At 55.4% G+C, this 2705-nt stretch carries 5 protein-coding genes; 2 read left to right on the top strand and 3 right to left on the bottom strand.

Translation table 11 applies throughout. The annotated features are described in order from the left end of the window. The coding region (trpS, locus tag AC6F7T_RS05760) for a tryptophan--tRNA ligase (RefSeq protein WP_500717047.1) at positions 1 to 654 on the top strand (654 nt) is incomplete at its 5' end. 135 nt (positions 655 to 789) lie between these two features. On the opposite strand, the gene AC6F7T_RS05755 is transcribed toward trpS, so the two are convergent. Further along, on the bottom strand, positions 790 to 978 hold the full coding sequence (locus AC6F7T_RS05755; protein WP_500717046.1) for a DUF4177 domain-containing protein: 189 nt from the start codon (positions 976 to 978) through the stop codon (positions 790 to 792). A gap of 54 nt (positions 979 to 1032) precedes the next feature. On the opposite strand from AC6F7T_RS05755, the gene AC6F7T_RS05750 reads away from it, so the two are divergent. After that, the gene (locus AC6F7T_RS05750) at positions 1033 to 1278 is read left to right on the top strand and encodes a DUF2835 family protein (protein WP_500717045.1); all 246 of its coding nucleotides are present in this window, start codon (positions 1033 to 1035) and stop codon (positions 1276 to 1278) included. On the opposite strand, the gene AC6F7T_RS05745 is transcribed toward AC6F7T_RS05750, so the two are convergent. Then, positions 1247 to 2530 (bottom strand): M48 family metalloprotease, encoded by a 1284-nt coding sequence (locus AC6F7T_RS05745; protein ID WP_500717044.1) that lies wholly within the window; start codon positions 2528 to 2530, stop codon positions 1247 to 1249. The two genes, AC6F7T_RS05750 and AC6F7T_RS05745, sit on opposite strands and share 32 nt — an antisense overlap. Next, positions 2527 to 2694 (bottom strand): U32 family peptidase C-terminal domain-containing protein, encoded by a 168-nt coding sequence (locus AC6F7T_RS05740; RefSeq protein ID WP_500717048.1) that lies wholly within the window; start codon positions 2692 to 2694, stop codon positions 2527 to 2529. Before AC6F7T_RS05740 ends, AC6F7T_RS05745 begins: the two co-directional genes overlap by 4 nt. Positions 2695 to 2705: the final 11 nt, after the last annotated feature.

Here is a 2705-nt window from a genome sequence, read left to right as displayed (position 1 = left end):
CACAGCTACAAAGACAAGGTGGCCCAGGGAATCAAACCGAACCACGGCTTATTCGCCTATCCGGTGCTGATGACCGCCGATATCCTGCTGTTCCAAAGCGATCTCGTACCGGTCGGCAAAGACCAGAAACAGCACCTGGAGGTCGCCCGCGATATCGCCATCAAATTCAACAATGAATATGGTGAGATTTTCACCGTGCCGGAAGCCGAGATCGACGAAGATGTAGCAACGGTTCCCGGCCTCGATGGGCGCAAGATGAGCAAGAGCTACGGCAACACCATCGATCTGTTCCTCGAGGAGAAGGCGCTGCGCAAACAGATCATGCGCATCGTTACCGATCCGACCCCGGTGGAAGAAGCGAAAAACCCTGACACCTGCAACATCTTTCAGATCTACCGGTTGTTCCTCGACGGTGACGGGGTAGAAGCCCTGCGTCAGCGTTATCTGACTCCGGGCTTACGCTACGGTGATGTCAAGCAGGAGCTGTTTGAAACGGTACGCGACTTTTTTGCCCCGTACGCAGCAAAACGCCAGGAGCTGCTCGCCGATCCCGATACCTTACGCCGGCAGCTCAAACAGGGGGCGGAAAAAGCCCGGATGGTAGCAGCCAAAACCCTGCATAAAGTGAGAAAAAAGACGGGATTGGTGTACTAAAGACATCAATCAGCCACCAAGACTCAAAGACCACCAAGAAAAGCTTTATTTTTTGATATTCTTGGAGATCTTGGTGCCTTGGTGGCGAAAATGCTTTTTTGGCCTTTAAACCAATGCCATCAAAAACAAAGAATCTTACTCCGTTACCGGATCCGACTCTTCGCGGGTGAAGGTGACAAAAGCCATCCCCGGCCGACGGCTGGCTTCGCGCATGGCAAAATGAATCCCTTCTAACTGCCATCCTTGTGCGGTCCAGTCGTTCAGTATCTGTTCCAGGCTGTGGTCATCCACCTGGCTGGTTTCGACAACTTTGTAACGCAGCATCGCTTTATCCTTGTGATCGTTATGTGCACATGATCGGTTGAAAGCTAACGGCCAATGACCAACGCAGGGCAACGACAGTTTTTTTTCTCTGTCCACATCAGCCAGCAGGAATTTCTCAAATATTATCAGGGCGCCGCAGAATTCGCCCTGGTGACGTCAGAATGCGGGCGCAGGCTACGTTTTCCCGCCCTGCGCCTGCGCCCTTTTCTCTCTCATCACGGAATCAACGGTCGCTTTGTCCTCACCGTTGACAAAGACAATCGCTTTCTCAGCCTTCAGCAGGTCCATCCCCGACGCTGAGACCGGCATTGGTCGGCGTCCTTTGTTGCAGCCACTCTACCCGCTCAATCATCGCCGGGTGGGAATAATACACCGCGGCATAGAGGGGATGCGGAAACAGGGAGCTTAAATTTTCCCTGGCCAGGGTCACCAACCCGGTTGCCAACGGCATGCCGCTGCCGACCAGGTCGATGGCGAACTGATCGGCCTGGCGCTCCTGACGGCGTGACCACCAGCTGCTCACCGGTGTCCAGAAAAAACCCAGCAGCGCCGCCAGCCAGCCAAGTAGTACCACCTCGCCAACAAACGAGATCCCGGCAAAACCAAACCAGCCCGACAGAAACTGTGCATTGAGCAGATAAAAAGCTGCAAAGCAGCTCACCAGCGCCACAATCTGCCCCTTGATCAACCGCTGCCGCAGATGACCGCAGCGCCAGTGTCCCAGTTCGTGAGCGAGGACCGCGAGCAATTCCTCATCATTGAGCTGTTCCAACAGAGTATCAAAGAGCACAACCCGCTTGACCTTACCGATTCCGGTGAAATAGGCATTACTGTGCCCGCTTCTTCTCGATGCGTCCACCTGGAGAATTTTTCCTGCTTTGACGCCGGCGCGCTCCAGCAGCGATCGTACCCGCTCCTCCAATTCCGGTTTATCCAGGGGCTTGAAGGTAAAAAACAAGGGTTCAATCAGATAGGGGGACAGCAGCAACAAAAACACCGACAAACCGGCCCAGAATCCCCACACCCACAACCACCAGCTGTGCGGCGCCGCCTGCACCAGCCACAGGGCACCACCGGCCAACACTACAAACAACAGGGTGCCAATCAGCAGGGATTTGAGCAGGTCGGTCAGCCACAGCTTCATCCCCATGCGGTTAAAACCGAAACGCTCCTCCAGCACAAAGTTGCGGTAAAGAGAAAAAGGGACACCGACGAGGGACTGGACCAGAGCCAGCACAGCAAAAAAGAGCAGCCCGTGGATGATGAAATGATCGCTCAAGCCGGCGATAAACCGATCGTACCAGGGCAGCAAACCAGCAAAGATAAAAACCAGGGTCAGGATTACCCCCAGCAAGGTTTCAACCAGACCGACCCGATCCTGCGCGCGGGCATATTCCTCACTGCGCTTGAGGCGCGCCTGATCGATACGCTCGGCAAAGAGTGGTGGCAGTTGTCCGGTTGCCAGACGTCGATGGCGCACATTGAGCCAATCGAGCAGCAGTTGCGCAGCGACCATCAGCAGATAACCGATCAATAACAACAGCTTGATCATTGGGAACGCTCCCGGCGGATCAGATCCCCCTCTTCTGCCCACTGCGGCAAGTCCAGCAGCAACTCGGAATTGGGCTGACCGGCGGCCAGGGGTTGACCGTGACGATCAGTGATCCGCTCAGCGACAAAGGCTTGCTGCCGCATCTGCGGGCCGATCAGTTCCAGCGTATCGCCGG

The sequence above is a fragment of the Pelovirga sp. genome (assembly GCF_059864205.1).
This window is presented reverse-complemented; position numbering and strand designations above follow the sequence as displayed.

Excerpts from the sequence above, each read along its gene's own strand:
- AC6F7T_RS05755 (WP_500717046.1), bottom strand. The coding sequence starts at position 978 with ATGCTGCGTTACAAAGTTGTCGAAACCAGCCAGGTGGATGACCACAGC.
- AC6F7T_RS05745 (WP_500717044.1), bottom strand. The coding sequence starts at position 2,530 with ATGATCAAGCTGTTGTTATTGATCGGTTATCTGCTGATGGTCGCTGCG.
- AC6F7T_RS05750 (WP_500717045.1), top strand. The coding sequence starts at position 1,033 with ATGACCAACGCAGGGCAACGACAGTTTTTTTTCTCTGTCCACATCAGC.